The organism is Sphingosinicella sp. BN140058 (assembly GCF_004135585.1).
In the GTDB taxonomy this organism is placed as follows: domain Bacteria; phylum Pseudomonadota; class Alphaproteobacteria; order Sphingomonadales; family Sphingomonadaceae; genus Allosphingosinicella.
On record NZ_CP035501.1, the window covers coordinates 2,374,514 to 2,399,449 of the forward strand.

Consider the following 24,936-nt stretch of genomic DNA (forward strand, 5'->3'; position numbering starts at 1 on the left):
CCTTCCGCGGCCGAACGCCGCCAGACTGGACTGGGAGGACGTTTCTGATGATGGGCACGCAGGGCATGGTGGGCGTCATTGGCGGCGGCGCCTGGGGTACCGCGCTGGCGCAGGTGGCCGCTGCGGCCGGTCCCTCCCTGTTGTGGGCGCGCGAGCCGGAGGTGGTGGCATCGATCAACGAGCGGCACGAAAACAGCCTCTTCCTAGCCGGGGTCGCGCTCGATCCGGCGGTCCGCGCGACCGCCGATCTTGAGGCGCTGGCCGGCTGCGAGGCCCTGCTGGTGGTGACTCCGGCGCAGCATATGCGGGCGGTGCTCGCATCGATGCCGCGGCTGTCGAGCCCGCTTATCCTCTGTGCCAAGGGCATGGAAGACTCGACCCGCAAGCTGATGCACGACGTCGCTCGGGAGGAGCAGCCCGATGCGCCGATTGCCGTCCTCTCCGGACCGACCTTCGCGCATGAGGTTGCCGCCCGAAAGCCCGCCGCGGTGACGCTTGCCGTCGATGATGCCGCAATCGGCGAGCGGCTCCGCGCGCGCCTCGCCAGGCCATGGTTCCGCCCCTATCTGTCCGATGACGTCATTGGGGCAGAAATTGGCGGGGCGGTGAAGAACGTGCTGGCGATCGCGTGCGGCGTCGTCGACGGATGCGGGCTCGGGCTCAATGCTCGCGCAGCGCTGATCTCGCGCGGTTTCGCCGAGATGACCCGCTTCGGCCTGGCGCGCGGCGCCCGCGCCGAGACGCTCGCCGGTCTTTCCGGCCTCGGCGATCTCGTCCTGACCTGTTCGTCGACGGATTCACGCAATTTCAGCCTCGGCAAGGGGCTTGGCGAGGGCCGAAGTGCAGCCGATCTGCTCGCCGACCGGCGCACGGTTGCGGAGGGGGCGTTCACCGCGCCGGTGCTGCACCGCGCCGCTGCCGAAGCCGGCATCGATATGCCGATCGTGGCCGCCGTTTGCGCGCTGCTCGCCGGGCAAGCGTCGGTCGGGGACGTCGTCGAGCGACTGCTCGCGCGGCCGCTGCGATCCGAAGGGGTTTGAGACCTCAGAAGTCCCAGGCGCGACCATTATTCTCCCAATCGCCGTAGCGTGTCGGTTCGGCCCCTTTGGGGCCGCCATTCTCTTCCATGTCTCGGGCCGGCACTGGCTCGGGGATGGGTGGGCTCTTCGAGAGATAAGCGGGCGGTTTGACGTGGGGTGGGCGCTTGCCGGTCACAGAAGCTTCCAATTGAACAACGGGTTGGATCACCCCACATTTCGGATGTGAGAGGATCGCTGGCAAGATGAATAGCATGAAGACCCTGATGCTCCTGTCGGCGCTGACTGCGCTGTTCATGGGATTGGGCTACGTGCTCGGCGGCAGCGGCGGCGCCCTGATCGCCCTCGTAGCGGCAGCGGCGATGAACCTGTTCACCTTCTGGAATGCCGACAAGATCGTGCTGCGCATGCACAATGCGCGCGAGATGTCGAAATTCGATTGTCCCCAATTCGTCGGCATGGTCGAGCAGCTCTCGATCCGCGCGGGACTGCCGGTGCCGCGGGTCTACCTGATCGATTCGCCGCATCCGAACGCATTCGCAACGGGGCGTAATCCGGCCAATGCCGCAGTGGCCGCGACGACGGGCCTGCTCGCCATTCTCGATCGCGACGAGATCGCAGCTGTGATGGCGCACGAGCTTGGCCATGTCCGCAACCGCGACACCTTGATCATGACGATGACGGCGACGATCGCCGGCGCGATCTCGATGCTCGCGAATTTCGGGTTCTTCTTCAACAACGGCGAGCGCGGTAATCCGCTGGCGATGATCGGCGCCATCTTCCTGGCTCCGTTCGCCGCGATGATCCTGCAGCTCGCGCTCAGCCGCGCACGCGAATATGGCGCCGACCGCGCCGGTGCGGAGATTTGCGGAAATCCGCGGGCGCTCGCGTCCGCCCTCGCCAAACTGCACAAGGGCACGGCACGAGTGCCAAGTCCGATCGCCGAGCGTAATCCGGCGGTGGCGGCGCTCTACATCGTGCCGAGCCGCAGCGGCCGCGACAGCCTGTTCTCGACCCATCCGGATACCGCCAATCGCATCGCCGCGCTCCAGCAGCTGGCTGGCGAGATGGGGGAGCGCCCCGCAACATTGCGAGCGGCAAGGACCAGTGTTCCCACGAGCCGCGCGCGTTCCCCGCGCTCCAGCGCGCTTGATCCTTTGCGGAAGCGTCCCTAGCGGTTCGCGCTTCGACGTGGCCTGCAAGCATCCGGCCACCCTATGCCGAGTGACCGATTGTCTGACATGACCAGGAACCAGGAAGAAGTCGCGGGCCTGCCCACCCGCCGTGCGGCGCTACGCTTGCTCGATGCGGTGCTGCGCAAGGGTTTGCCGCTGGAGGCGGCGCTCGACGTCGCCGCGCGCGATCTCGACCGTGCGGACGATCGCGGCTTTGCCCATGCCATCGCCGCCGAAGCGCTGCGGCGCCTCACCGATCTTGATGCCTTGATCGACAGCGCCACCAAACGGGCGCTGCCCGACGATGCCAAGGCACGCTTCGCCCTCCGCATCGCGTTGGTCCAGGCTCTGGCGCTCGATACGCCGCCGCATGCGGCGATCGCGACGGTGCTGCCGCTGGTCGATGGCGGTCCGCGCAAGCTCGTCCATGGGGTGTTCGGCACGCTGATGCGAGGCGGCGCCACCCTGCCGAGCCCGCCCTCGTTGCCGCCCGCGGTCGCCGCACGGTGGGAGCGACACTGGGGCGCGGAGGTCGTCGGCCAGGCCGAGATTCTGCTGGCTGCACCGCCGCCACTCGATCTCATCTTTCCGCCCAATGCCGTGCCACCCGCCGATCTCGAAGGCACGACCCTGCTGCCCGATCATCTCCGGCTGCCCGGTCGCACCGCGGTGGCCGGCCTCACCGGCTATGGCGAGGGGCGCTGGTGGGTGCAGGACGTCGCCGCGTCGCTGCCTGCCCGCTTGCTCGGTCAGGGCAACGGCCGCACGGCGCTCGATCTCTGCGCGGCACCGGGGGGCAAAACCATGCAGCTCGCATCGGCCGGTTTTCAGGTGACTGCGGTCGACTCTTCCGAAAGTCGTCTGGCGCGACTTTCGGAGAATATGGCGCGCACCAACCTTGATGCGAAGCTGGTCGCCGCAGATCTGATGACATGGAGCCCGCCAGAGAAGGTCGATGCGATCCTGCTCGACGCACCCTGTTCCGCGACCGGAATCTTTCGACGCCACCCGGATGTTCTCTATCGGGTTCGGCCCAAGGCGATCGCGGAACTCGCCGCGATGCAGGCGAAGATGCTCGATCGTGTCGCCGGTTGGCTCAAACCCGGTGGTCTGCTCGTCTATTCGGTCTGCTCGCTCGAGCCGGAGGAAGGCGAAGACGTCGTCGAGAAATTCCTGCACGGCCGGCGCGAATATGAAGCGGCGCAGCTGACCGCCGACGAGCTGCCGGAGTCGGTCCCGGTCGAGGGCAATCGGATCCGCATCCTCCCCGGCCTGTTCGGCGATGCCGGCGGGGCCGACGGGTTCTTCGTCGCTCGCTTCCGGAGAAGATCGGCCGATTGAGGCCGCGCCTTCCTTGTGCGCAAGCGCAGCCCGGTCTATCGGATCGGGCGTGCAACAGCCCGTCCGTATCTCGCCTTCGATCCTGTCCGCCGATTTCGCCAGGCTTGGCGAGGAGGTGCGGGCCGTCGATGCGGCCGGCGCCGATTGGATCCACGTCGACGTCATGGACGGCCATTTCGTGCCGAACATCACGATCGGACCGGGCGTCGTCAAAGCGCTGCGGCCGCATACGGCGAAGCCGCTTGACGTCCACCTGATGATCTCGCCCGTCGATCTGTTCCTCGACGCCTTTGCCGAGGCGGGGGCCGACATCATTACCGTTCATCCCGAAGCCGGGCCGCACCTTCATCGCACCCTTCAGCGGATCAAGGCGCTGGGCAAGCGGGCGGGCGTGTCGCTCAACCCGGCAACGCCGGCCAAGATGCTCGACTATATCCTGGAAGAGGTCGATCTCGTCTTGGTGATGAGTGTCAATCCGGGTTTCGGCGGCCAGAGCTTTATCTCGTCGCAGCTTCGCAAGATCGAGGCGATCCGCAAGCAGATCGACAAGAGCGGCAGGCCGATCGATCTCGAGGTGGATGGCGGGATCGATGCGACCACGTGCCGGCAAGCGATCGATGCAGGGGCCGACGTCCTGGTCGCGGGTACCGCGACCTTCCGCGGCGGCGCGGAACGCTACGCGGAGAACATCAGGGCTCTGCGGGGATGATTGGGCGCGGCGACCCCGGCCCGACGGGGCGCGAGGATGGTATCGGCGACGGCAAGAGATTGATCCGCGCCGGCCATGATCGCGGCGTCTCGCTCGCAGAGCGCCTATCCTGGCGCTTCCATCGCCTGTCGTGGCGAACCCCTTTCCAGAGTTTTCGCCTGCGTGGCCGCTACCCGCTCAAGCTTCTCGCGGTTCCCAAGGATCCGGTTGCAGGCGACAAGGCAGCGGGAGAGGCGATCCTGCAAGGCCATTTCGCGCATCGTGGCGGGATCATCGCGGTCGATGATGCCGATTTCGCCGATGCCCGGATTTCCCCCGACTTCGCCGATTATCTGCAAAGCTTCGAGTGGCTGCGCGATCTCGCCGCGGCCGCAACCCGCGAGCGCGCCGCAAAGATCGCGGAGAAGGCGCTGCAGAAATGGCTGATCGCTTATGCCAGCGGCACCGGGGAGCGGGCATGGCGCGCCGATCTGACGGGGCGGCGGATCCTGTTCTGGGCCGCCTACGCTCCGTACATCCTGTCCAGCCGGGATGCCGAGTACCGTGCGACCGTCCTCAAGACCCTGGTCCGCAGCGCGCAGCATCTCGATCGTGTCGCCGACAAAGCCCCCGCAGGTCTCGCACGGATCACCGCCTGGGCAGGGATCATTGCAGTGGCTCTGGTCGTCCAGGGGAGTTCGTCCGGGCTCAGCAAGGGCGAGGCCGGGTTGCTCCGGGCGCTGACCTCGGGTCTGCACGATGACGGCGGGCTGGTCAGTCGCTCGCCGGTCGAGCAACTCGCCTTGGTCGAACTGCTCAGCCAGCTCCGCGCGGTTTATTATGCCGGCGATCACGATATGCCCGAACTGCTCGCGGACGCTCTCGAAGGTGCGGTCGCAGCCCTGCTCGGCGTAACGCTGGGAGACGAGGCGTTGTCGAGCTGGCAGGGCGGGAACCAGCTCTCGCGTCGCCGCCTGGCGGCGGCGGTGGAAGGAACCGGCGTTCGCGCGCGTCCGCTGAGCCAGCCGCGCGGCTGGGGCTATCAACGGCTCGAGGCCAAGCAGACGATCACGATCTTCGACGCCGCGCCACCACCGCCGACGCGCAGCCTGAGCGGAGCCTGCGCGTCGACCCTGGCATTTGAGCTGTGCGAGGGGCCGAACCGCCTGGTTGTAAATTGCGGTGGTGTCGGCACGGCCGACGGGGCGCTTCCCGCCGAATTGCTTGCGGCGCTCCGCACCACCGCTGCCCATTCGACGCTGACCCTCGGTGACCGCAACTCGACTGCCATCCATGAGGACGGAACCCTCGGCAAGGGCGTCACGCAAGTCGAGCTTTCGCGCGACGAGAGCAATGGGGTTACCGCGGTGGAAGCGAGCCACGACGGCTACGTCCGTCGCTTCGGCCTTATCCACCAGCGCACCCTGATCCTCAGCCCCGACGGCAAGGAGCTGAGCGGGGAGGACATTCTTCGGCAGGAGGGGCGAAAGCGACGGGGCGACATCATACCGTTTGCCGTGCGCTTTCATCTTGCCCCGGCGGTGGAGGCGGCGACCACCGCGGATGGCCAGGGGGCCTTGCTGCGGATCCGCAACGCGACCGTTTGGCAATTTCGCTGCCGCGGCGGGAAGCTCGCGATCGAAGACAGTATTTGGATCGATGGCGAGGCCAAGGCGCATGCAAGCCTTCAGCTCGTCATCTCCGGGGAAATGCCGCCCGAGGGAACCTCCATCGCCTGGACGTTCAAGCGGGCCTGATCAGGATCTGAGGAGTTATTCGTGAAAGACCAGGTGAAAGTCACCCGTGCATTGCTGTCGGTTTCGGACAAGACCGGCTTGGCGGAGCTTGCACAGGCCCTTGCCCGGCACGGGGTCGAGCTCGTCTCGACCGGCGGCACGGCGAAGGCGATCCGCGAGGCCGGGCTTGCGGTGAAGGACATTTCCGAAATCACCGGCTTCCCCGAGATGATGGACGGCCGGGTCAAGACCCTGCATCCCAAGGTGCATGGCGGCTTGCTCGCGGTGCGCGACGATGCGGCCCATGCGGCTGCGATGGCCGAGCATGAGATCGGGGCGATCGATCTGGTCGTGGTCAACCTTTACCCCTTCGCCCAGACGGTGGCGCGAGGCGCGGACCGCGACGAGATCATCGAGAATATCGACATCGGTGGCCCGTCGATGGTGCGCTCGGCCGCCAAGAACCATGCCTTCGTTGCGATCGTCACCGATCCAGGCGATTATGCGGAGCTGGTCCGCGCGCTCGACGAGAATGACGGATCGACGGCGCTCGCCTTCCGTAAATATCTGGCTGCCAAGGCCTTCGCGGCGACGGCCTCCTACGATTCGATGATCGCGCAATGGTTCGCCTTCGCGGATCAGGGGCAGGCGTTCCCGGATGTGCTGCCGCTGACTCTGCGGCGCGGCGATACGCTGCGCTATGGCGAGAATCCGCACCAGCAGGCGGCGCTCTATCTGCCGGCGGGTCCGCACAGCCGTGGCATCGCGCAGGCGGAGCAGGTGCAAGGCAAGGAACTCAGTTACAACAATTTCAACGACGCCGACGCCGCGCTCGAACTGGTCGGCGAGTTCCGGGGCAAGGGACCGGCCTGCGTCATCGTCAAGCACGCCAATCCCTGCGGCGTCGCCAGGGGAGGCTCGCTGCTCGAGGCGTACCAGGCGGCGCTCGCCTGCGACTCCGTGTCGGCCTTCGGCGGCATCGTCGCGCTAAATGAGCCGCTGACGCGCGAGGCGGCCGAAGCGATCGCAGCGATCTTCACCGAAGTGGTGATCGCCCCAAGCGCGGATGAAGGCGCGCGGGAAGTGTTTGCCCGCAAGAAGAACCTCCGCTTGCTCCTCACCGGCGAGCTCTCCGATCCGCACCGGGCCGGACTCATGTTGAAATCGATCGCCGGCGGCTATCTTTTGCAGTCGCGCGACAATGGGCGGGTCGAAACGGATGCGCTCAAGGTCGTCACCAAGCGTGCTCCGACCGAGCGTGAGCTGGCCGATTGCCTGTTCGCCTGGACGGTGGCCAAGCACGTCAAGTCGAATGCGATCGTCTATGCACGCGACGGCGCTACCGCCGGCGTCGGCGCCGGCCAGATGAACCGCCTCGAATCCGCCCGGATCGCCGCCTGGAAGGCCAAGGATGCGGCCGAGCGCGCAGGCTGGGCGGAGCCGAAGACGATCGGTTCGGCAGTCGCGTCCGACGCCTTCTTTCCCTTCGCAGACGGGCTGCTCGCGGCAGTCGAAGCAGGGGCAACCGCGGTGATTCAGCCCGGTGGGTCGATCCGTGACGAAGAGGTCATTGCCGCCGCCGACATGGCCGGTCTGGCAATGGTGTTCACCGGAATGCGCCACTTCCGTCACTGAGCTTTCGCTCCTCCCGGGCATTGCGCGGGAGGAGCGTCAATGCGCCGGCGGTTCGGCACCGGGCGGGGTGACGCCGAGCGGGGTCGGCAGTTCGGGTTCCTCACCCTTTTTCATCCGGAACAGCACCCGATCCTCGTGGGTGAAGCCGCGCTTCCACACGATCGCACCGAATGTCGCGAGAATTGCGGGTACGCCGAAGGCGAGCTCGACCCATTCGAGCGACTGGGGCAGCCAGGTAAAGAGAGTCCCGACCAGGCTCGCGCCGGCGGCTGCCCAGATCAGCGGCCAGCGCCATCCCTGAACGGGCGCCTGGAGGAGCCGGCCGAGAAGCCGCGATTTGAGGATCGAGGACAGGCCGAGGGCGAGGCAGAGCGACAGCGCGGCGCCGGCGGCCTGCCAGGCCTGCGGCCAGCCGAGCGATCGCATGCCGAGGATGACGCTCACGGTCAGACCCGCCTGGACGGCGATCATCAGCAGCGAGATCATCAGGTTGCGGTGCCGGGCGACGTAGACCAATGCCGCCTCGGAGACGGCGGCGGTGGCTGCGATGACTTCCGCTGCGAGCAGGAAGGCAAGTGCGCCGGTGCCCCCGACGAATTCCTTGCCGACCAGTCCCATTACGGCCTCGCCCGGTATCGCGAGCGCGAGCGCCACGCCGGCCTGCGCAGCGATCACCCAGAAACCGACCTGCCGTACCTGGCGGGCGACCGCCTGATGATCGCGCTCGGCGAGGCGCTGGGTGATGACGGGTGCTAGGATCGGGTCGAAGCTGGTCTTCAGTTTCTGCGGTAGCGAGGCGACCTGCTGCGCCACATAATAGACTCCGACGAAATAGGGCGCGACGAATAGCCCTAGGATCGCGATGTCGAGACGCCGAGACCCCCATTCGATCGCATCGGCGGCGGCGAGCGGGACGTTCTTGCGCGCGACCAGAAGAAGCTGGGCCGGGTTCGGCTTCCACCCTCGCGGCAGCCCGTAGCTCCGGTAGAGGGGGATCACGGCGGCGATCAGCGCACCGGTGACCGAACAGACATAAGCGAAGATCAGGCCGTCGCGGGACGATACGAAGTAGAGAAGGCCCGCGCCGATGCTGATCGTCCACGGCTCGACGATCGCGCGCGCCGTCACGGTCGCGCGGATGTTGCGGCGATAGGCGAGCGCCGCGAGCGCGATATCGGTGCCGGCAATCGCGAAGATCACCAGGGGCAGCAGCCATTCGGCGCCGTACATCTGCCCGGTCGGAAACATCGCCTGCGGGAAAAACATCAGGATGATCGTCGCGAAACCGGACGCGATCAGGGCGGCCAGGATCGCATCCATGACGATGCAGGCATGGGGCTGATCGGTCGTCGACAGTTGCTGGGCGAGCCCGCGCTTCAGTCCGAGCGTGGCGAGCTGCGCCGCGAATTCGATGACGATCACGGCATAGGCGAAGCGGCCAAGCAACTCCGGGCCGTAGAGCCGGCCGGCAATGAACAGGAATGGCAGGCGTGCGGCGAGCCGCAGCAGGAACCCGAAGAAGTTGGTGCGCCCTCCGCGGGCGAGTGCGGCGATGTCCTCGCCGTCACCGGGCGGGCTGGTCAATGCGCCGCGCCCCAGTTCGGTCCGGTGCCGATCTCAACGCCCAGCGGCACGCTCAAGGTGACGGCGGGCTCGGCGGCACGCTCCATCACGTCGCGGATCACCGCGCTCGCACGTTCGACATCGGCATTCGGCACTTCGAAGACGAGTTCGTCGTGGACCTGCATCAGCATTCGTACGGTGCCGAGGCCTTCCTGCTCCAGCCGCGGGCACATCCGCACCATTGCGCGCTTGATGATGTCCGCGCTGGTACCCTGGATCGGCGCATTGATCGCCGCACGCTCGGCGCCCTGGCGTTCGCCCTGATTCTTGGCGCGGATCGACGGGAAGTGTGTCTTGCGGCCGAACAAGGTGGTGGTGAAGCCGGTGTCCCGAACCTTGCCGAGGGTATCGGCAATGTAATTCTGGATCCCGGGGAAGCGCTCGAAATAGCGGTCGATCATCGCCTGGGCTTCTTCGGCAGTGATCGACAGGCGCCCGGCGAGGCCCCAGCGCGAGATCCCATAGAGAATTGCGAAGTTGATCGTCTTGGCGCTCGCTCGGGTGTCGCGCGTGACCTCTCCGAACAATTCCTGCGCGGTCAGGCTGTGAATGTCGTCGCCGCGTGCAAAGGCATCCCGCAGCTGCGGAACGTCCGCCATATGCGCTGCAAGGCGCAGCTCGATCTGGCTGTAATCGGCGGCAAGGATGACGTGGCCGGGTTCGGCGACGAAGGCGTCGCGAATGCGGCGGCCGATCTCGGTTCGGATGGGAATGTTCTGCAGATTGGGATCCGTCGACGACAGCCGCCCGGTCTGCGCGCCGGAGAGAGAGTAGCTGGTGTGGACTCGCCCGGTCTCCTTGTTGATCTGCTGCTGCAGCGCATCGGTGTAGGTCGACTTGAGCTTGCTCAGCTGGCGCCATTCGAGGATCATCGCGGCGATCGCAACGCCCTCGCGCGACAGCCGCTCGAGCTCGTTCACGTCGGTCGACCAGGTTCCGGACTTGCCCTTCCGTCCGCCTTTGAGGCCCATCCGGTTGAACAGGATCTCGCCAAGCTGCTGAGGGCTGCCGATGGTAAAGGTGCAGCCCGCTTCCGAGCAGATCTTCTGCTCGAGATCGGCGATCTGCGTCGAAAATTCCTGGCTGAGCCGGCCGAGCTCGTCGCGGTCGACCTTGACGCCCTCCCGCTCCATCCGAGCGATCACCGGGACCAGCGGGCGGTCGACCATCTCGTAGATCCTGGTCACCCGCTCATGCGGCATGCGCGCCTTGAACCGCCGCCAAAGCCGGAGCGTGACGTCGGCGTCTTCGGCGGCATATTCGGTCGCGCGATCCAGCGGCACCTGGTTGAACTTGATCTGCTTCTGGCCCGATCCGCAGACGTCCTTGTACGCGATGCAATCGTGATCGAGATGCTTCTTGGCGAGATCGTCCATCGAATGGCTGTTGAGCCCACCCGCATCGAGGTTGAAGCTCATCACCAGGCTGTCATCGATGGGCGCAACCTTGATCCCCCGACGATCGAAGACGATCCAGTCGAACTTGAAATTGTGTCCGACCTTGAGGACCGAAGGATCCTCCAGCAGCGGCTTCAACTTCGCCAGAACGTCCTCGGCGGCGAGCTGCTCGGGTCGCTCGGACAACAGATCGTGGCCGCCATGTTCGAGCGGGATGTAGCAGGCCTTGTTGCACTCGGTGGCAAGGCTGATGCCGACCAGATTGGCCGTGACGCAATCATAGCCGTCCGTCTCCGTGTCCACCGCAACCAGACCGCCGGCACGCGCTTGGGCGAGCCAGCGATCGAGCGCGTCCTCGCTGGTTACCGTCTCGTAGAGCGCGCGATCGATCTTCGGCTCGGGCCGGACCTCCCGCTGCGTCGGTGTTGCGCTCGGCGACGTCGCCGCGTTGGACGTTCCGGTCGGACGGGCCGCGCCGGTTCCGTCCAGCCGCGCGATCAGCGCGCGAAAGCCGTGATCCTCCAGGAATTCGCGCAGCGGTTCGGGCGGGATGCCCTTCATCTCCAGGGCTTCGAGCGGCTCGGGAAGCGGCGAATCGCAGACCAGAGTGACGAGGTGGCGCGACAGCCTGGCGCTGTCGGCATGCTCGATCAGGTTCTGGCGGAGCTTCGGCTTCTTGATCGCCTCGGCATTGGCGAGCACCGTTTCAAGGTCGCCATATTCCTGGATCAACTGGGCGGCAGTCTTCGGGCCAATCCCTGGTACGCCGGGTACGTTGTCGACGCTGTCGCCCATCAGTGCCAGGACGTCGCCCAGTTTCTCAGGGGGCACGCCGAACTTCTCGATCACATAGTCACGGCCGAGCTTGCGGTCGTTCATCGTGTCGTAGAGGTCGAGCCGATCTTCCTCGATCAGCTGCATCAGATCCTTGTCCGACGAGACGATCGTCACCTTCCAGTCGGCGGCGAGCGCCGCCTTGGCGTAGCAGGCGATGATGTCGTCCGCTTCCAGCCCGTCTTCCTCGATGCACGGCAACGAGAAGGCGCGGGTGGCGTCTCGGATCAGCGGGAACTGTGGGACGAGATCGGGCGGCGGCGGCGGACGGTGCGCCTTGTACTGATCGTAGACGTCGTTGCGGAAGGTCTTCGAGCCCGCGTCGAAGATCACGGCAAGGTGGGTCGGCCCTTCTTCCTTGTGCAGGCTCTCGGCCAGCTTCCACAACATCGTGGTGTAGCCGTAGACGGCACCGACGTTGAGGCCGTGCCGGTTGGTGAGCGGCGGCAGCCGGTGATAGGCGCGGAAGATGTAGCTCGAGCCGTCGACGAGATAGAGATGGGGCATCGGACGGCTCTAAAGCCTCATCCTTGCGTGCGAAAGCGCTTTGCGCTCCTGCCGGCGCACCGGACATCGCAGTGCGTCGACGAAGTGTCTGTGATCTTGCGTTAATCGTCGCGGCGGTAACATGGCGTCATGAACCGTCGTCGCTTCCTCGGCTCGTGCATCGCCCTCGCGGCCGTGGCCGCCCTCTCCGAGCCCGCCGCTGCAGTGACGTTCGCGCCCCAGCGGATGTCGGTCAGGGTGGTCGGCAAAGGTCCCGACGTGGTGCTGGTGCACGGCCTTGCTGCCGGCCGGGGCGTCTGGAACGGCACCGTCGCGGCACTGCCCGGGTACCGCTATCATCTCGTCCAAATCGGCGGCTTTGCCGGCGCACCGGTCGGTGCCAACGACCGCGGCCGGGTGGCTTCCGGCGTCGCCGACGAGATCGCACGCTACATCCATGCCACCGGCCTCAGGAAGCCGGCTGTGATCGGTCACTCTATGGGTGGGATCATCGCCTTGATGCTGGCATCGCGCTACCCCGATCTGCCGGGCAGGGTGATGGTGGTCGACATGGTGCCGGCGCCTGCCCGGGTGGTCGGCCTCTCGCAGTGGGCGGCACGGCCGATCGCCCGCTTTCTTGGTCACGAGATTCTCGGAGCGGATCGCCTCCGGCAGCAGATGAAATCCATCGTCGGCCGTTTCGGCAGCAGCAACTGGCTGGGGAGCAACAGCAACGGCAGCGTCGTCGGTCGCTCGATCGAGGAGCTCATGGCGGTAGACCTTACCGCCGATCTGCCGCGCATCCATGCACCGCTCACCGTCGCCTATGCATGTCCGGAGCCGCTCAAGCTGAGCAGGCCCCGCATCGATCGCTTCTACGCCCAGGCCTATTCCCGCCGTCTGGGAACGAGGCTGGTCCCGATCGCACGCAGCGGCCACATGATCATGTTCGATCAGCCGGCACTCTTCCGCGCCGAGGTGAAACGCTTCCTCGGCTGAAGAGTCATGCACGGTTCAAGCCTGATGCGGCAGGAAGCCCGGATGCGCTTCACGACACTCGCCATCGCCATCACCGCCTTCCTGGTCCTGCCGCCTGCGGGATGGCTCCTTGGCGATGCGGCGAACGCGGCCGTCCCGGCGCCGTTTGCGAGCAATCGGATCTCCGTCGAAGTCACCGGCAGCGGACCCGACGTGATCCTGATCCCGGGGCTCACCGCCGGGAGCGACGTGTGGCGGGGAAGCGTCGCTGCCGTCCCCGGCTATCGCTATCATCTTGTCCAGGTCGCGGGCTTCGCGGGCACCGCCGTCCGCGGCAATGCTAAGGGGCCGGTGGTCGGGCCGCTCTCGGCCGAAATTGCACGCTACATCGAGGCGAAAGGTCTCAGGCAGCCGGCCATCGTCGGCCACTCGATGGGCGGTACCCTGGCGATGGCGATCGCCTCCACCTATCCCACTCGGGTCGGCAAGGTGATGGTCGTCGATATGCTCCCGCAGCCGGCGGGGATCGTCGGCTCCTCGGCCAGCGGCGTGCGGGGCCTCGCCGATGCCCTCCGCGGGCTCAGCGGCTCGGAGGACGGTCGACGGTTGATCGCATCTGCGATCCGGATGTTCGGCAATGCCGATTCCGATGCACGGCCGAGCGATCCCGACCTCGTCGCGCGCGCAACCCACGAGCTTGCGCTGACCGATCTCGGCCCGGCTCTCCCGAGGATCGCGGCTCCGTTGACCGTCGTCTACGCCTCCCCCGAAGCACGCAGCAGTGCGGCGCTCGACCGCACCTATGGCGTCGCCTATGCGCGGAAGCAGGGTGTGCGGCTGGTTCGGATCGACAATAGCGGCCACATGATCATGTACGATCAGCCGGCCAGGTTCCGAGCGGCGCTGAAGAGCTTCCTGGGAGGCTAGGTGCGTCTCACCCTTTCGGCACGAGCACCGTGTCGACCGCTTCGGGCAGCAGGTCGGGATAATCGAGCGTATAGTGCAGCCCGCGGCTCTCCTGCCGCGTCAGCGCCGAGCGGACGATCAGGCCCGAAACTTCTACGAGATTCCGCAGCTCGATAAGATCCGGGGTGACCCGGAAATTGCCGTAATATTCCTGGGTCTCGTCGCGCAGCAGATTGACCCGGTTGAGCGCCCGCTCGAGCCGCTTGGTGGTGCGGACGATGCCGACATAGTCCCACATGAACTTGCGGATTTCCTGCCAATTGTGATGGACCACCACTTCCTCGTCGGAATCGGTAACCCGGCTCTCGTCCCACGGGCGGATCGGCGGCGGCGGCGGCATCGACGTCCAGTTGCGATTGATATGCTGCGCGGCCGCGACTCCGAACACCAGGCATTCGAGCACCGAGTTGGACGCCAAGCGATTGGCGCCGTGCAGGCCCGACATGGTAACCTCGCCGGCGGCATAGAGTCCGTCGAGATCCGTGCGGCCGTCGAGATCCACGACCACGCCGCCGCACGTATAATGCGCGGCTGGAACCACCGGAATCGGCTCGCGGCTGATGTCGATGCCGATGTCGGCTTCGGCCAAGCGTGCCGCGATGGTCGGAAAATGCTCGACGACGAACTCCGGATCGCGGTGGCTGATGTCGAGATGGACGTAGTCGAGGCCGAGCCGTTTCAGTTCATGATCGATCGCCCTCGCGACGATGTCGCGCGGCGCGAGCTCCGCGCGGGCGTCGAATTCGGGCATGAAGCGATGGCCGGTGCCGGGGATCTTCAGCTGTCCTCCCTCGCCGCGCATGGCTTCCGTGATCAGGAAGTTCTTGACCTGCGGATGGTAGAGGCAGGTCGGATGGAATTGGTTGAATTCCATGTTCGCAACCCGGCAGCCCGCGCGCCAGGCCATGGCGATGCCGTCCCCCGTCGAGCCCTTGGGGTTGGTGGAATAGAGCCAGGCGCGGCTGGCACCGCCAGACGCGAGAATTGTCGCCCGGGCAGTGAACAACGACACTCCGCCGCGCGCCCGATCGAGCGCGTAGACCCCCCAGATGCGTTTCGCGTCGGCCTCGCCGACGATGTGGCGGTCGGTGACGAGGTCGATCGCCGCCATGTCCGGAATGAGGGTGATGTTGGGGTGGGTAGCGGCCGCTTTCTCGAGTGCCTGCTGAACGGCGGCGCCGGTCGCGTCGGCGACATGCACGATGCGGCGGTGGCTGTGTCCGCCCTCGCGGGTGAGGTGCCAGCGCGCCTCGTTGCCGTCGCCGTTCCCGCCGGTGTTGAACGGGACTCCCAAAGCGGCGAGCCGTTCGATGGCCGCGGGCGCGTTTTCGACGACATATTCGACGGCGTCGCGCCGGTTCAGTCCGGCGCCTGCGACGATCGTGTCTTCGATATGGCTTTCGAACGTGTCACCGGGCTCGAGCACCGCTGCAATACCGCCTTGCGCCCAGGCGGTCGACCCGGCCGAGATGGCCGCCTTGGCGAGCACCGCGACCCGCAGGTGCGGCGCCAGCGACAAGGCGGCCGACAGGCCGGCCGCGCCGGAACCGATGACGAGGACGTCGTAATCATGGGCTTCAGCGGCCACGCGCACTCTCCATCCGGCCCTGCCGGTCAGGCCGCATTGGAAGCGCGGGTCAGGTTCAGGAACACGTCTTCGAGATCGGCCTCGCGGGTCGAGACGTCGACGATTCCCAGGCCGTCGCGCTGCAGGGCGGCGAGCACCTCGCCGGCATTCACCTTGTCCTTGCGGTAGGTGATGGCAAGGGTGCGCTCGCCCTTCAGCTCGATCTTGTCGAAGCAGGCGGCATCCGGGAGCGCCGCGATGTCGCGATCGACGATCACCTCGACCGCCTTTTCCTGCGCCATTCCGACCAGCGTTCGGGTGGTCTCGTTGGCGATTAGCCGACCGTGGTTGATGATCGCGATGCGATCGCAGAGCTGCTCTGCTTCCTCGAGATAATGGGTGGTGAGGACGATGGTAACGCCCTGGCGGTTGAGCTCGCGCACGTAATCCCAGAGCTGCTGGCGAAGTTCGATGTCGACACCGGCGGTGGGTTCGTCGAGAACCAGGATCGGCGGCGAATGGACCATCGCCTTCGCGACCAGGAGCCGCCGCTTCATGCCGCCCGATAGCGTTCGCGAATAGGCGTTCGCCTTGTCCTCCAGGTGCACGGCGCGGAGCAACTCGGTGGTCTTGCGCTGGTTCTTGGGCACGCCGTACAGACCGGCCTGAATCTCCAGCGTCTCCGACGGGGTGAAGAAGGGATCGAACACGATCTCCTGCGGCACGATGCCGATCGACGCCTTGGCGTTGCGCGGATGCTTGTCGACGTCGAAGCCCCAGATCTCGGCACTTCCGCCCGTCTTGTTGACGAGCCCGGCGAGGATGTTGATCGTCGTCGACTTGCCGGCCCCGTTGGGTCCGAGCAATCCGAAGATCTGCCCGCGGGGAACGTCGAGGGTGATTCCCTCGAGCGCGCGCTTACCCCCCTGATAGGTCTTTTCCAGATCACGAATTGCGATTGCGGCGTCGGTCATGGCGAGGGCTCTAACGCGTGGCTGCCGACAAGGATAGGTTAGGCCTCAGCAGCAGCGCCCGATCCGATCCGGTCCGCCGCCATAGCGACGCTCCGTACGCTCGCGATGGAATTGCGCCGGCGTCATCACCGGCGCTCCGGGATGCTCCTTCCGGCGATGCGCGGCATAGACATCGTAATCGGGCACGCCGACCATCAGCCGGGCCGCGCGGGCGATGGCGCCAAGGGAGTCACGCCACGGCATCGGCGACCTCGCGGGTGGTCGGCGCATCCGTACGACGCGCTGCGGCGACCGCGCGGATGCCGTACACCGCGATCGCCACGACCACGGCGACGAACAATGCGCAGAGGCCGGCGTTGACATAATCGTTGAAGATGACCTGCCGCATCTGGGCGGCGGTCTTGGCCGGCGCGAGCACCCGGCCCTCCGCCAGCGCAGCCGAATAGCCTGCCGCGTGTGAGAGGAACCCGATCTTCGGATCCGCGTGGAAGATCTTCTGCCAGCCCGCAGTCAGGGTGCAGAGTAGCAGCCAGCTGACGGGCAGGAGTGTCACCCAGGCGTATCGTTCGCGCTTCATCCGAAACAGGATGACGGTGCAAAGGGTCAGCGCCATTGCCGCGAGCATCTGGTTCGAGATCCCGAACAGCGGCCACAGCGTGTTGATGCCGCCGAGGGGATCGGTGACGCCCTGGTAGAGAAACCAGCCCCAGCCTGCGACCGCGAGACCGGTGGCGAGCAGATTGGCCGGCCAGCTCTGGGTCTCCTTCATCCTCGGCACGAAGGTGCCGAGCAGGTCCTGAATCATGAAACGGGCGACGCGGGTGCCCGCATCGACCGTGGTCAAGATGAACAGCGCCTCGAACAGAATCGCGAAATGGTACCAGAAGGCCATCATCGCCGGTCCGCCGATCACGTTGGAGAGGATGTGCGCCATGCCGACCGCCAGCGTCGGCGCGCCGCCGGTGCGCGACAGGATCGTTCCCTCGCCCACCTGCGCAGCAATCTGGTCGAGCATCGCGGGCGTTACCGTGAAGCCCCAGCCGGATATCGCCGCTGCCGCCTCACCAGTTGAAGTCCCGATCAGCGCCGCCGGGCTGTTCAGGGCGAAATAGACGCCCGGATCGAGCACGCTCGCCGCGATGAGCGCCATGATCGCCACGAAGCTTTCGGTCAGCATGGCCCCGTAGCCGATCAACGGCAGATCGGCCTCGCTCGCGATCATCTTCGGCGTCGTCCCGGAGGCGATCAGAGAATGAAAGCCCGACACCGCGCCGCAGGCGATGGTGATGAACAGGAAGGGGAAGAGATTTCCTGCAAAGACCGGGCCGCTGCCGTCGATGAACCGCGTCACTGCCGGCATCTGCAAATCGGGGCGGACGATCAGGATTCCGATCGCCAGACCGACGATGGTGCCGATCTTGAGAAAGGTGGACAGATAATCCCGCGGGGCGAGCAAAAGCCACACCGGGATAACCGATGCAACGAAGCCGTAGATGATGAGGAGCAGCGCCAGCGCTTCGCCGGAGAAGGTGAAGGCCGGTGCCCAGAGCGGATCGGCCGCCACCCGCCCGCCGAACACGATCGCCAGCATCAGGCCGACGAAGCCGATCAGCGACACTTCGAGGATCCGCCCCGGCCTCAGATAGCGCCCGTACAGCCCCATCAGAAGAGCGACCGGCATCGTGGCGAACACGGTGAACGTGCCCCAGGGGCTGTCGGCGAGCGCCTTGACGACGACCAGGGCAAGCACCGCGAGCAGGATGATCATGATCGCAAGAATGCCGAACATTGCGATCACGCCGGGCACGTTGCCCATCTCTGCGCGGATGATCTCGCCGAGCGAGCGACCGTCGCGCCGCGTCGAGATGAACAGGATCAGGAAATCCTGGACGGCGCCGGCGAACACCACTCCCGCAAGGATCCACAAGGTGCCCGGCAGGTAACCCATTTGGGCGGCGAGCACCGGGCCGACGAGGGGACCTGCGCCTGCAATGGCGGCGAAGTGGTGGCCGAACAGAGTATAGCGATCGGTCGGTACGTAATCGAGACCGTCGTTGCGGCGAACGGCGGGGGTACGGCGCAGTGCGGCGATGCCGGCGACTCGATGCGCGATGAACAAGCCGTAGAGGCGATAAGCGGAGAGATAGACGCAGACCGCCGCGGCGACGATCCAGAGCGCGTTAATCGTTTCGCCCCGCTGAAGCGCGATGACGGCAAGGGCACCAGCGCCGGCCAGCGCGACCGCCAACCAGAGCAGGCGGTTACCGATCGAGCCTCTGACTTCGACCTCTTCCATACCCTCTCCAGCCGTTCGGATACTGTTCCGCGGCAGCCTAGCGATGCCGGGGAGCCGCTGAAAGGGCTAGCTGCACCGATGTGAAACGCCGCGCACATCGTGCCGCCTCGGGGCGCACGATTCTTCTTTGCGCCGAACCAAATTCCAAGCAGCGGTAAAGTGCATTGCTACTGCGACGCGTTTGCAATAACTATCTTCCGGCAAGGAGGATGCGCATGCTCATGGAGTTTCTTACCCGGGCGCCTGAACTCAAGAGCCTACCCGGCGACCATCTTCGCGTCGTTCGCGGCATGCGCTTCTGGGTGGCTGCCCACCGCTTGGGCGGCTGCCCGGTGGCAGCCCTCCGCGGTCAGCTCGGTTGCGCTCGGGCGGCGGCCCACCTGCATCTGCTGCTGGAGGAGATCGGCGCCGCCTGGCCCGACCCATTCGCCGTCAGCCCGCCCTGCTGCGGCCAGCTCAGCCACGACGAGCGGACGCTGGCTGAAATGATCGGCTTTGCCTCTGCAGGCGATCGGCCGGCCTTCGATCGCCTGCTCTGCGAAATGATCTCGGCGGACGAGCGCGAGCGCCTGTTTCACTCGGCGCGCGTGCTCAGCGATCTGCTTCCCGCCTGCTAGGGCTTCAGGCCGGCCTTGCCACTGCGGGCGCCGAAGTCGTCGCTTCGGCTGCGCGCGCATAGGTGCCCGTCAGCAGGCCGGCCGCGAGAACATTGCCGGCCATCGCCCGCACGAGCGCGGCCCTTCCCGGCGTCTCGCCCGGGTCGCTGATCTCGCCGAGCGCGAAAAGTTGAAAGGCGTAGGAATGCTCGCCATGACCCATGGGAGGATCGGGCGGCAGCCACCCTTCCAAGAAGTAGGAGTTGCGTCCCACGTCGCGGCCGTCGGCAAGCCCGTTGCCGTCGGCGCGAATCGCGCCTTCGGCAAGCCGAACCTCCGAGGCCGGCAGGTTCCACACGATCGCATGGACCAGCGGCTGCGGCGACGGCGCGTCCGGATCCTCGACGATCAGGGCAAGGCTCCGCGTCCCCTCGGGAACCGCGCCCCACAAAAGCGGCGGCGACACGCCCTCGCCGTCGGCGGTGAAGCGCGGCGGCAACCGGGCGCCATTGGCGAAAGCCGGGCTGGAGAGATCGAGCGGCGCAAACTCTCCGCCGAGTTCCGGCTGCACGATGCACAATTTGTCGGCGCCGGCACGGACGCCGCGAAGGGCGCTGCCAAGCCAGTGTGGAACATGTTCGAGCATGCGCTTCTCCTGCAATTCGGCGACAACCCTTGGAAGGGCTGTCGGCTCCCGCCCCCGAAAGGAGGGGGCGGACAGCCAGACTGCAACGCCCGTTCGGGTGACACAGCCCTCCTCGAACTCGCAGCCACGCGGCCACGGCATGGCGCAGAGACTCAGCGATTGCCGGAGATGAGATCTCCAAGTGGACCCAGCATCGATCCTTCGCCCCGATTCTGGCCACCGGCGGGCATTGCCGCCGCAAGCATCCGCCCAGCGAGCCGGGCAAAGGGAAGCGACTGGATCCAGACCTTGCCCGGGCCCGTCAGGCGCGCCAGGAACAGGCCTTCGCCGCCGAAGAGCGAGCTCTTGACGCCGCCCGCTCCGATCAGGTCGAAGTCGACCGTGGAGGTAAAGGCCGCGATGCAGCCGGTGTCGACATGGAGTTGCTCACCGGGCCGGAGCTCTCGCTCGATCACGGCGCCGCCCATCTGCACGAACGCCCATCCGTCACCGTCCAGCCGCTGCATGATGAAGCCTTCGCCGCCGAACAAACCGGTAAGGATGCGCTTCTGGAAATGAATGCCGATGCTGACGCCCTTGGCCGCCGCGAGGAAACTGTCCTTCTGGCAAATTAGCGTGCCGCCCACGTCCGAGAGCCGAATCGGCAGAATCGCGCCGGGCACCGGTGCGCCGAAAGCGACCCGCGCCTTGCCGGAGCCGGTGTGGGTGAACACGGTGGTGAACAGGCTTTCGCCCGTCACCAATCTCTTCCCGGCCGAGAGCAATTTGCCCATGAAGCCGCTCTCCTGTCCGGCCCCGTTGCCGAACACGGTGGTCATTTCCACCGAGGCGTCTTTCCACACCATCGCACCGGCTTCGGCGACCGCACTCTCGCCCGGATCGAGCTCGACCTCGACGAATTGCAGTTCCTGACCCTTGATCTCGAAGTCGATATCGTCGGAAACGCCGGCCTTGCGGCTGTGATGATAGGGTGCGCCCCACGGCGAATTCGGCATGCTCCATCCTTGTGTCGTTACGCTCCGGCCTGCCTTAGCGCGCGTCGGCGGCGGTGATCCAGCCGTTCCGACCCCGCTTGCCTAACGAACGGCGCCGCGCGAAAAGCCGCTCATGACGACGGCGAACCAGCTCATCGAGTGCTTGGAGCTTCAGCCCCACCCTGAGGGCGGATGGTATCGAGAGACATGGCGTGCCGACGCGGCGCAGGGCCGGCGCGCGTCCGCGACGGCGATCCTGTTCCTGCTCGATCACGAACAGAAGTCGCATTGGCACCGGGTCGATGCCACCGAGATTTGGCTGTTCCACGCCGGCAGCCCGCTCCTGCTTCGCACCGCCGCGACGGAGAATGGGCCGGTCGAGGAGGCGCGGCTCGGCCCCGATGTGCTCAACGGCGATCAGCCTCAGGCCCGAATCGCCGCCGGGGCGTGGCAGGCTGCCGAGGCCGATCGAGGCTGGACGCTGGTTTCCTGCATCGTCTCGCCCGGTTTCGAATTCTCCGGTTTCACGCTCGGGCCACCAGGATGGGAGCCCGGCGCACCCGTTCAACGAACCCCGGACTCCCGCGCAACATAGACGTAGGCCCGGAGCCCCGAGGCAAGGGGCAGTTCAGCGCGGACGTAACCGTCCGTCTCGTAATCGTCGGCGCCGTCCAGTTCGGCTGGGGAGATTTCGAACACCACGCCCGGAACGACATCGGCGCAATCTCCGGTCCGGCGGGCGATCTTGTGCACTTCCAGGCCGCTGGTCGCCGCTACAGCCGGATCATCGATGACGACCGAGGAGAGCATATAGCCGGGCAGAGCGTCTGCACGGCCTTCCAGCCGCCGACCGAAGGTCGCGATCTGCACCTCCGGCTGCTGCAGCGTTCCGTAAGAGAAGAGCAGGACGGTGTCCGTCATCTCGGCGGGTGCTCCTTCATCGTCGATCACGCTCCGCCAAATTCTACGAGATCCCATTTGTTGCCGTAAAGATCCTCGAAGACGGCGATGATTCCATAAGCCTGTCGGGCAGGTGGGCGCACGAACTTCACGTTCCTGGCCGCGAGCGGGCGTGATCTCGCCAGAAATCATCGGTTCTGAGGAACAGGAAGACGCGTCCGCCGGCCTGATCGCCGATGAACCTTTCCTGTTCCGGGGTCCCGGCGCGGGCGAGGAGAAGCGAAGAGTCAGTCGGGCCGGCGCCGGGCGGTGCGACCAGCACCCACCTCTTGTCCTGCTCAGGTTGATATTCGTCGGCGACCAGGGAGAAACCGAGGGTTTCGGTATACCAGGCGATCGCCTCGTCATAATCACGGACCAGGATCGCGATGTGGGCCAGCGACTGTGGAATAACGCCCGTCTCCATTGCTCGACCAGCGCACGATGTCACCTGCGCACGCTTTTCGGAACAGCCTCTTACCCGAAGTCCGGCTTGTTCACGGCTCGGCCGCGACGATCAGCGAAACTGGCAGGCAAGCCCAGCCCAAAGGGCAGTCACTCTGTCATCCTCGCCGAGAACCCCGCCGACCTCGCCGATCGAGAATTCCGGGCCGAGCGAGGATTCCTCGTCAATCGTGAGATCGCCGAGCTCGTCCCGCGCGGTGCCGATCGCCAGCCCGCCCGCAGTGCGAAGAGGCGGCGTCCTCCCTCCGAGCGACCATCCGACGAATTTGCCGTCCTGGAAAGCGAGTTGCAGACCTTGATAGGCCACGAACTCCATGGGCCCCGCGCCGCACTCCTCATTGCGGCTCTGGCCGCTTGAGGGTCCGAAGGCCTTGTCCGCGGCACTCCTTGCCTTTTCGAGCGCCATCCCGAAACGCAAGCCGGGCTCGATGCCGACGCCGCTCAGCGTGTAGCCGCCGTGCGGCGTTGCCGCCGCTGCGGGAGCGCTGCCTGCCGAGGTGCCGTCATTGTTGCCCGGCTTGCCCTGCCCGCACGCGGATGCAGACAGGGCCGCGGCCAGAAGAATGACGGCGCGAATCGTCACTCCGCTGCCGGCAGGTAGATTTCGCCACCCTTCTCGCGGAATTTCTCGCTCATCGCCGCCATTCCGCTCTCTGCCGCAAGGAAGGTATCGGCGCTCGCATTCTGCTTGGCCGCGAAATCGCGCACTTCCTGCGTGATCTTCATCGAGCAGAATTTCGGGCCGCACATCGAGCAGAAATGTGCCGTCTTGGCGCCTTCGGCCGGAAGGGTCTGGTCGTGATATTTCTCGGCCGTATCCGGATCGAGACTGAGGTGGAACTGGTCGCGCCAGCGAAACTCGAACCGGGCGCGCGACAAAGCATCGTCCCGCATCTTCGCGGCGGGGTGGCCCTTGGCCAGATCGGCAGCATGGGCGGCGAGCTTGTAGGTGACCACCCCAACCTTGACGTCGTCGCGGTCGGGAAGGCCGAGATGCTCCTTGGGCGTCACGTAGCAGAGCATCGCCGTGCCGAACCAGCCGATCATCGCCGCGCCGATCGCGGAGGTGATATGATCATAGCCCGGCGCGATGTCGGTGGTGAGCGGCCCGAGCGTGTAGAAGGGCGCCTCGCCGCAGGCTTCGAGCTGCTTGTCCATGTTGGCCTTGATCTTGTGCATGGGCACGTGGCCGGGCCCTTCGATCATCACCTGGACGTCGTGCTTCCAGGCGATCTCCGTAAGCTCGCCCAGGGTCGCCAGCTCGGCGAACTGCGCCTCGTCATTCGCATCGGCAATCGAGCCCGGGCGCAGGCCGTCGCCGAGCGAGAAGGCGATGTCATAAGCCTTCATGATCTCGCAAATCTCTTCGAAGCGCGTGTACAGGAAGCTCTCCTGGTGATGGGCCAGGCACCATTTCGCCATGATCGAGCCCCCGCGGCTGACGATCCCGGTGACGCGCTTTGCCGTCATCGGAATGTAAGGCAGCCGCACGCCGGCATGGATGGTGAAATAGTCCACGCCCTGCTCGGCCTGCTCGATCAGCGTGTCGCGATAGATTTCCCAGGTCAGGTCCTCGGCAATGCCGCCGACCTTTTCGAGCGCCTGGTAGATCGGCACGGTTCCGATCGGCACCGGCGAATTGCGCAGGATCCACTCGCGCGTGTCGTGGATGTTGCGGCCGGTGGACAGGTCCATCACCGTGTCGGCGCCCCAGCGGATCGACCAGACCATCTTGTCCACTTCCGCCGCGACATCGCTCGCGACCGCGGAATTGCCGATATTGGCGTTGATCTTGACCAGGAAGTTGCGGCCGATCGCCATCGGCTCCGATTCCGGATGGTTGATGTTGTTCGGGATGATCGCGCGTCCGCGGGCGATCTCGTCGCGGACGAACTCCGGCGTGACGAAATCGGGAATTGCTGCGCCGAAATCCTGCCCGTCGCGTGCCGCCGCCTCCGCGCGCTGGACGCGGCCGAGATTCTCGCGGACCGCGACATATTCCATTTCCGGCGTGACGATGCCGCGACGCGCATAATGCATCTGGCTGACATTGGCGCCGGGCTTCGCGCGCAGCACGGTGCGGCGCACGTTCGGGAAAGGCTGGACGCCGCCCGAGCGATCCGGGCCGAGCTGGCCATTGTCTTCCGGCTTCACCTCGCGCTGGGCAACCTCCTCGACGTCGCCCCGGGCGCGGATCCAGTCCCGCCGCAACTCCGGCAGCCCCGCCATGATGTCGATGTTGGCCTTCGGATCGGTATAGGGGCCGGAGCAATCATAGACCCGCAGCGGCGGCTCGCCGCTCGAAGGTTCGAGGTCGATCTCGCGCATTGCCACGCGAATGCCGCCCGGACCCTCGACGTGAATCTTGCGGCTGCCGCGGATCGGTCCGGTGGTCACCTTCAGTTCGGTGCGTGCGGGAATGTCGGCCATGTCGTCGCTCTCCTCAAATGGGTGGAGAGCAGGCGCGCCCGCACTCCCTCCCTACGCCGGTGTCAGCCGGATCAGGTTCAGCGGGTCGCGGGCCAGGAAGCCCGCCTCTCAACCGCGTCTCGCGCGGTCCCCCGGGGATAAGGCGGCTTGTAG

The 24,936-nt window shown here is 66.1% G+C and carries 23 protein-coding genes and 1 riboswitch; of the genes, 10 read left to right on the forward strand and 13 right to left on the reverse strand.

Annotated features, from left to right (window positions below):
• The first annotated feature begins 47 nt into the window (after positions 1-47).
• Positions 48-1,040, forward strand: coding sequence for an NAD(P)H-dependent glycerol-3-phosphate dehydrogenase (locus tag ETR14_RS10730; RefSeq protein WP_243455861.1), 993 nt, complete (start codon positions 48-50; stop codon positions 1,038-1,040).
• Between the two features lie 4 nt (positions 1,041-1,044).
• Here ETR14_RS10730 and ETR14_RS10735 read toward each other — a convergent pair whose 3' ends face one another.
• Complete coding sequence (locus tag ETR14_RS10735) at positions 1,045-1,215, reverse strand: DUF1674 domain-containing protein (protein WP_243455862.1); 171 nt, start codon at positions 1,213-1,215, stop codon at positions 1,045-1,047.
• A gap of 67 nt (positions 1,216-1,282) precedes the next feature.
• On the opposite strand from ETR14_RS10735, the gene htpX reads away from it, so the two are divergent.
• From htpX to purH, 5 genes are all read left to right on the forward strand, one after another.
• Positions 1,283-2,212, forward strand: coding sequence for a zinc metalloprotease HtpX (htpX, locus tag ETR14_RS10740; RefSeq protein WP_129384596.1), 930 nt, complete (start codon positions 1,283-1,285; stop codon positions 2,210-2,212).
• A 66-nt stretch (positions 2,213-2,278) separates the two neighbouring features.
• Complete coding sequence (locus tag ETR14_RS10745) at positions 2,279-3,553, forward strand: RsmB/NOP family class I SAM-dependent RNA methyltransferase (protein ID WP_243455863.1); 1,275 nt, start codon at positions 2,279-2,281, stop codon at positions 3,551-3,553.
• Positions 3,554-3,602: 49 nt separating this feature from the next.
• Entirely contained in the window at positions 3,603-4,262 is a 660-nt protein-coding gene (rpe, locus tag ETR14_RS10750; protein ID WP_129384598.1) for a ribulose-phosphate 3-epimerase, read from the forward strand.
• On the forward strand, positions 4,259-5,998 hold the full coding sequence (locus ETR14_RS10755; protein ID WP_129384599.1) for a heparinase II/III family protein: 1,740 nt from the start codon (positions 4,259-4,261) through the stop codon (positions 5,996-5,998). The genes rpe and ETR14_RS10755 overlap by 4 nt, the downstream gene beginning before the upstream one ends.
• Positions 5,999-6,019: 21 nt before the next feature.
• Positions 6,020-7,612 (forward strand): bifunctional phosphoribosylaminoimidazolecarboxamide formyltransferase/IMP cyclohydrolase, encoded by a 1,593-nt coding sequence (purH, locus tag ETR14_RS10760; RefSeq protein ID WP_129384600.1) that lies wholly within the window; start codon positions 6,020-6,022, stop codon positions 7,610-7,612.
• Positions 7,613-7,648: 36 nt separating this feature from the next.
• On the opposite strand, the gene ETR14_RS10765 is transcribed toward purH, so the two are convergent.
• Both ETR14_RS10765 and polA read right to left on the reverse strand, forming a co-directional pair.
• Entirely contained in the window at positions 7,649-9,196 is a 1,548-nt protein-coding gene (locus ETR14_RS10765; RefSeq protein WP_129384601.1) for a lipopolysaccharide biosynthesis protein, read from the reverse strand.
• Positions 9,193-11,973, reverse strand: a complete 2,781-nt coding sequence (gene polA / locus ETR14_RS10770) for a DNA polymerase I (RefSeq protein WP_129384602.1) — start codon at positions 11,971-11,973, stop codon at positions 9,193-9,195. Before polA ends, ETR14_RS10765 begins: the two co-directional genes overlap by 4 nt.
• Before the next feature lie 129 nt (positions 11,974-12,102).
• Here polA and ETR14_RS10775 point away from each other — a divergent pair, with 129 nt between their 5' ends.
• Together ETR14_RS10775 and ETR14_RS10780 are read left to right on the forward strand one after the other, a co-directional pair.
• Positions 12,103-12,951 carry an alpha/beta fold hydrolase gene (locus ETR14_RS10775; protein ID WP_129384603.1) on the forward strand — a complete coding sequence of 283 codons (849 nt, stop codon included), beginning with the start codon at positions 12,103-12,105 and terminating at the stop codon, positions 12,949-12,951.
• A gap of 24 nt (positions 12,952-12,975) precedes the next feature.
• Positions 12,976-13,857: an alpha/beta fold hydrolase gene (locus ETR14_RS10780; protein ID WP_243455864.1), complete on the forward strand. Its 882-nt coding sequence runs from the start codon at positions 12,976-12,978 to the stop codon at positions 13,855-13,857.
• A 7-nt stretch (positions 13,858-13,864) separates the two neighbouring features.
• Here the strand turns inward: ETR14_RS10780 and nadB are convergent, their stop codons facing one another.
• From nadB to ETR14_RS10800, 4 genes are read right to left on the reverse strand one after another with little or no spacing between them, the layout of a single operon-like run.
• On the reverse strand, positions 13,865-15,484 hold the full coding sequence (gene nadB / locus ETR14_RS10785) for an L-aspartate oxidase (RefSeq protein WP_129384605.1): 1,620 nt from the start codon (positions 15,482-15,484) through the stop codon (positions 13,865-13,867).
• Positions 15,485-15,510: 26 nt separating this feature from the next.
• Entirely contained in the window at positions 15,511-16,437 is a 927-nt protein-coding gene (locus ETR14_RS10790; protein WP_129384606.1) for an ABC transporter ATP-binding protein, read from the reverse strand.
• 45 nt (positions 16,438-16,482) lie between these two features.
• Positions 16,483-16,680 carry a YbdD/YjiX family protein gene (locus ETR14_RS10795; protein ID WP_206186020.1) on the reverse strand — a complete coding sequence of 66 codons (198 nt, stop codon included), beginning with the start codon at positions 16,678-16,680 and terminating at the stop codon, positions 16,483-16,485.
• A complete protein-coding gene (locus ETR14_RS10800) occupies positions 16,667-18,733 on the reverse strand; it encodes a carbon starvation CstA family protein (protein ID WP_129384608.1) in 2,067 nt (688 codons plus the stop codon). The genes ETR14_RS10795 and ETR14_RS10800 overlap by 14 nt, the downstream gene beginning before the upstream one ends.
• 215 nt (positions 18,734-18,948) lie before the next feature.
• On the opposite strand from ETR14_RS10800, the gene ETR14_RS10805 reads away from it, so the two are divergent.
• A complete protein-coding gene (locus tag ETR14_RS10805; RefSeq protein ID WP_129384609.1) occupies positions 18,949-19,350 on the forward strand; it encodes an addiction module antidote protein in 402 nt (133 codons plus the stop codon).
• A gap of 4 nt (positions 19,351-19,354) precedes the next feature.
• Here ETR14_RS10805 and ETR14_RS10810 read toward each other — a convergent pair whose 3' ends face one another.
• Both ETR14_RS10810 and ETR14_RS10815 read right to left on the reverse strand, forming a co-directional pair.
• Positions 19,355-19,975 carry a YbhB/YbcL family Raf kinase inhibitor-like protein gene (locus ETR14_RS10810; protein ID WP_129384610.1) on the reverse strand — a complete coding sequence of 207 codons (621 nt, stop codon included), beginning with the start codon at positions 19,973-19,975 and terminating at the stop codon, positions 19,355-19,357.
• A gap of 152 nt (positions 19,976-20,127) precedes the next feature.
• Positions 20,128-20,970: a TIGR00266 family protein gene (locus tag ETR14_RS10815; RefSeq protein ID WP_129384611.1), complete on the reverse strand. Its 843-nt coding sequence runs from the start codon at positions 20,968-20,970 to the stop codon at positions 20,128-20,130.
• Between the two features lie 112 nt (positions 20,971-21,082).
• Between ETR14_RS10815 and ETR14_RS10820 the strand changes: the two genes are divergently transcribed.
• Positions 21,083-21,544 carry a cupin domain-containing protein gene (locus ETR14_RS10820; RefSeq protein ID WP_129384612.1) on the forward strand — a complete coding sequence of 154 codons (462 nt, stop codon included), beginning with the start codon at positions 21,083-21,085 and terminating at the stop codon, positions 21,542-21,544.
• On the opposite strand, the gene ETR14_RS10825 is transcribed toward ETR14_RS10820, so the two are convergent.
• From ETR14_RS10825 to thiC, 4 genes are all read right to left on the reverse strand, one after another.
• Positions 21,514-21,870: a gamma-glutamylcyclotransferase family protein gene (locus ETR14_RS10825; RefSeq protein WP_129384613.1), complete on the reverse strand. Its 357-nt coding sequence runs from the start codon at positions 21,868-21,870 to the stop codon at positions 21,514-21,516. The genes ETR14_RS10820 and ETR14_RS10825 overlap by 31 nt on opposite strands.
• 127 nt (positions 21,871-21,997) lie before the next feature.
• Positions 21,998-22,315: a VOC family protein gene (locus ETR14_RS10830; protein ID WP_243455865.1), complete on the reverse strand. Its 318-nt coding sequence runs from the start codon at positions 22,313-22,315 to the stop codon at positions 21,998-22,000.
• Between the two features lie 90 nt (positions 22,316-22,405).
• On the reverse strand, positions 22,406-22,936 hold the full coding sequence (locus ETR14_RS10835) for a hypothetical protein (RefSeq protein WP_129384614.1): 531 nt from the start codon (positions 22,934-22,936) through the stop codon (positions 22,406-22,408).
• Positions 22,933-24,783 (reverse strand): phosphomethylpyrimidine synthase ThiC, encoded by a 1,851-nt coding sequence (gene thiC / locus ETR14_RS10840; protein ID WP_129384615.1) that lies wholly within the window; start codon positions 24,781-24,783, stop codon positions 22,933-22,935. Before thiC ends, ETR14_RS10835 begins: the two co-directional genes overlap by 4 nt.
• 31 nt (positions 24,784-24,814) lie before the next feature.
• Positions 24,815-24,927: riboswitch (TPP riboswitch) on the reverse strand.
• Positions 24,928-24,936: the final 9 nt, after the last annotated feature.